This window comes from Candidatus Desulfolinea nitratireducens (assembly GCF_982879505.1).
The window spans coordinates 1-2,695 of sequence record NZ_CEYOSI010000324.1 but is presented as its reverse complement, the minus strand read 5'-3'; the positions used below and the strand labels follow the sequence as shown (position 1 = coordinate 2,695).

Sequence of the window (2,695 nt, the reverse complement as noted above, 5' to 3'; positions counted from 1 at the left end):
ATGCTCTCATTGTAAAAATTCTGGAAGATTCCATGACCAACCAACTTGGAAGCAAGCCTGCCCAGTCAGGTCAAACCTTCTGGACGGATGCGGCCCTTTTTGCGGCTGCGGGGATGGAAACTGTGCTGGTCGGTCCTGTTGGAAATGGCTTGCATTCTGAAGAAGAATGGGTCGATCTTCAGTCTGTAGTAGATTTGGCGCATATTTTGGCAGAAACGGCGATCAAATATTGCCGTTAAGCTCAGGAAAACACTGCGTTTCGATTGAAAGCCAAACGCGATGCGCCCCTTTAAAAATATTATCTTCTTTGAATAAAATATCACCCGCGTTTACGCGCGGGTGATATTTTATGTTTTAGTTAATGGTGGCAGGCCAAAAAGGAGGGCGGACGGTATCCCTAGATTTCGTCGAGCCAGTCATCCACATCTCCTCCATCATCATCTTCTAACTCAATATCTTCTAAATCGATATCGTCTATATCCAAATCATCTAGATCCAAATCTTCGAGAGATTCGTCATCATCCCATTTCCCTTCCAAAAGGTCTCCCCCAGCAGGCGAATGGGTCGTGCAGCCCAAATCAGGATCAATCTCTACTGAGGGTGCCGTGCATAAATTATCGTCGAGAAAAAGGCAATCATGGTAGAGGCAGCGGATGCGAGGCATAGGAAACCTAGTCTTGTGAGCCTTCTTGTTTAAGGCGCATAATTGAGATTATAAATATGATGGTGATCACGATTGCGGAGAGAACACAATAAGGACACCAGGCGTGGATTACGAATTCTTCAAGATAAGACAGGTAGGCTGAGTAGATCACACCGATCAGGCTTATACCAAATAAAATCAGACTTCCATTTTCTTCGAGAAATGGCAGGCGCGGTTCCAGAACAAGAATGGCAATAATAAGCAGGAATGTTGCCAGGCCAAAAACCGCAACGGGAATACCGTAAAGCTCAGAGTAGCGACTGGTATTAACGGTGTAGCAATCTCCTATGCCTGGGGCGCAAAGAACTTCGTTATGAGATAACTTGACCCAGGTCAGGTAGGCGGCATCAAGGGCGCCAATAATGGCGGCTGCCAGAGCGATAATGCTAAGTTTTTTCATTTATAAACCTTAATCCATATTTTTTATATTAGACTTCTTACAAAAGTCTTTTTCCACTATGCTCCCTGCGCCATCCTCGGCGCAGGCTCTCCTATTACCACCGCCGAGGACGGCGGCTAAAGCACTGATGCAAGATGTCTATTCTAATCCAAAAACCAGGCATCCACCTGAGCACCTTTTTTCAAAGATTTTACCCCCACTGGGATGATGAGTAAAGCGTTCGCCTGCACCATCGAGAATAGATTTCCGGAGCCTTGATGTCCGGTAAGTTGCGCGTAAAGCTGATTGTCTTTGCGGTCGATGAAGGCGCGGAGGTAACTTTCTCTTCCATCCGATTGGATTGGTTCAAGCAGTTTTACCCGCACACGATCCCGGGTTTGCCTGTTCTCGCTAGAGTGCCCGCTGCGCCCAAGCATCTTCTCGATCACAGGGCGTACAAAAACCATAAAGCCAATGAACGCCGAGACAGGATTTCCTGCCAAGCCAATAAAGGGGATCTCCTTATAATTTCCAAAAGTAAGCGGTTTGCCGGGGCGCATATTGATACGCCAAAAATTCAATATGCCCTCTTCTTCGATCACAGCCTTGATGAAGTCGAAGGAGCCCATACTGACCCCGGCAGAAGAGAGAATCAGATCCGTATCTTTTGCCTTGTCCAGGGCAGCTTTTACCGATTTTGGTGTATCTGCTGCTACACCTAGTGATATGATCTCGCACCCTGCTGATTCAAGCATTGCGCCGAGTGTGTAGGAATTAACATCGTAAATTTTCCCATCAGTCAGCGGTGTTCCTATCGGCGTTAATTCATCTCCGCTGGAGAGCAGGGCAATCCGCGGTTTGCGATAAACGGGGACCTGGGCAACACCCAGCATGGCGAGCATGCCTAAATCCTGGGCACGTAAACGCTGACCAGCAAAAAGGATCCCCGCTCCGTTGCGGATATCGTTGCCTCGTTTACGAATATTGGCGCCAAGCCTCGGCGCCTTGAAAATTTTTACATTTTCAGGAAGAGGGGTTCCAGGGGCGCGATCGTTGAAATCTGTCTCTTCGACGGGAACAACAGCATCAGCGCCCGGTGGCAGGGGAGCACCCGTCATGATACGTGCGGCCTGCCCATTGTGGATTTCTTTGGTGGGCATCTTCCCTGCGGGGATATCGTCCACGACCTGCAAGGTGATTGGCGTGGCCTCGCCAGCCTGGGTCGCATCTGAGGCGAGCAGGGCAAATCCATCCATGGATGAATTGTCAAAAAGAGGCAGGTCTGTTGTCGCCCGAATATCCTCCGCGAGAACGCGCCCGACTGAATCCCTGAGAGGAACCAGGACGCTTGGGAGAGGTTGGAATGGAGCAAGGATGCGTTCAAGCGCATCGTGAACGTATATAAGTGTCATTTTATATCTCTAGCCAGGCAATTGCCGTTGAGCTTCCAGCACATTGGGCAGATTTTCGACGCGCGTCAGTAATCGGCTAAGTTGATTAATATCACTGACTTCAATGACCAATTGAATATCGGCAATTCCTTTGACAACTTTGACATTTGCATCGATCATATTTATTCCATCGTTGGAAAGAATATAGGAAACATCGCCGAA

At 48.4% G+C, this 2,695-nt stretch carries 5 protein-coding genes; 1 reads left to right on the top strand and 4 read right to left on the bottom strand.

Annotation, left to right across the window (positions count from 1 at the left end):
• On the top strand, nucleotides 1–239 hold a 239-nt coding region (locus tag AC3DOM_RS17280; RefSeq protein ID WP_487920281.1), incomplete at its 5' end, for a M20/M25/M40 family metallo-hydrolase.
• A 158-nt stretch (nucleotides 240–397) separates the two neighbouring features.
• Here AC3DOM_RS17280 and AC3DOM_RS17275 read toward each other — a convergent pair.
• From AC3DOM_RS17275 to AC3DOM_RS17260, 4 genes are all read right to left on the bottom strand, one after another.
• A complete protein-coding gene (locus tag AC3DOM_RS17275; protein ID WP_487920280.1) occupies nucleotides 398–664 on the bottom strand; it encodes a hypothetical protein in 267 nt (88 codons plus the stop codon).
• A 7-nt stretch (nucleotides 665–671) separates the two neighbouring features.
• Entirely contained in the window at nucleotides 672–1,103 is a 432-nt protein-coding gene (locus tag AC3DOM_RS17270) for a vitamin K epoxide reductase family protein (protein WP_487920279.1), read from the bottom strand.
• Nucleotides 1,104–1,246: 143 nt separating this feature from the next.
• Nucleotides 1,247–2,494 carry a molybdopterin molybdotransferase MoeA gene (locus AC3DOM_RS17265; protein WP_487920278.1) on the bottom strand — a complete coding sequence of 416 codons (1,248 nt, stop codon included), beginning with the start codon at nucleotides 2,492–2,494 and terminating at the stop codon, nucleotides 1,247–1,249.
• Between the two features lie 9 nt (nucleotides 2,495–2,503).
• A partial coding sequence (locus AC3DOM_RS17260) for an ACT domain-containing protein (RefSeq protein WP_487920277.1) occupies nucleotides 2,504–2,695 on the bottom strand: 192 nt, incomplete at its 5' end.

What these genes read in the sequence shown, in the direction of transcription:
- AC3DOM_RS17275 (WP_487920280.1), bottom strand. Translation starts at nt 664, where the DNA reads ATGCCTCGCATCCGCTGCCTCTACCATGATTGCCTTTTTCTCGACGAT.
- AC3DOM_RS17270 (WP_487920279.1), bottom strand. Translation starts at nt 1,103, where the DNA reads ATGAAAAAACTTAGCATTATCGCTCTGGCAGCCGCCATTATTGGCGCC.
- AC3DOM_RS17265 (WP_487920278.1), bottom strand. Translation starts at nt 2,494, where the DNA reads ATGACACTTATATACGTTCACGATGCGCTTGAACGCATCCTTGCTCCA.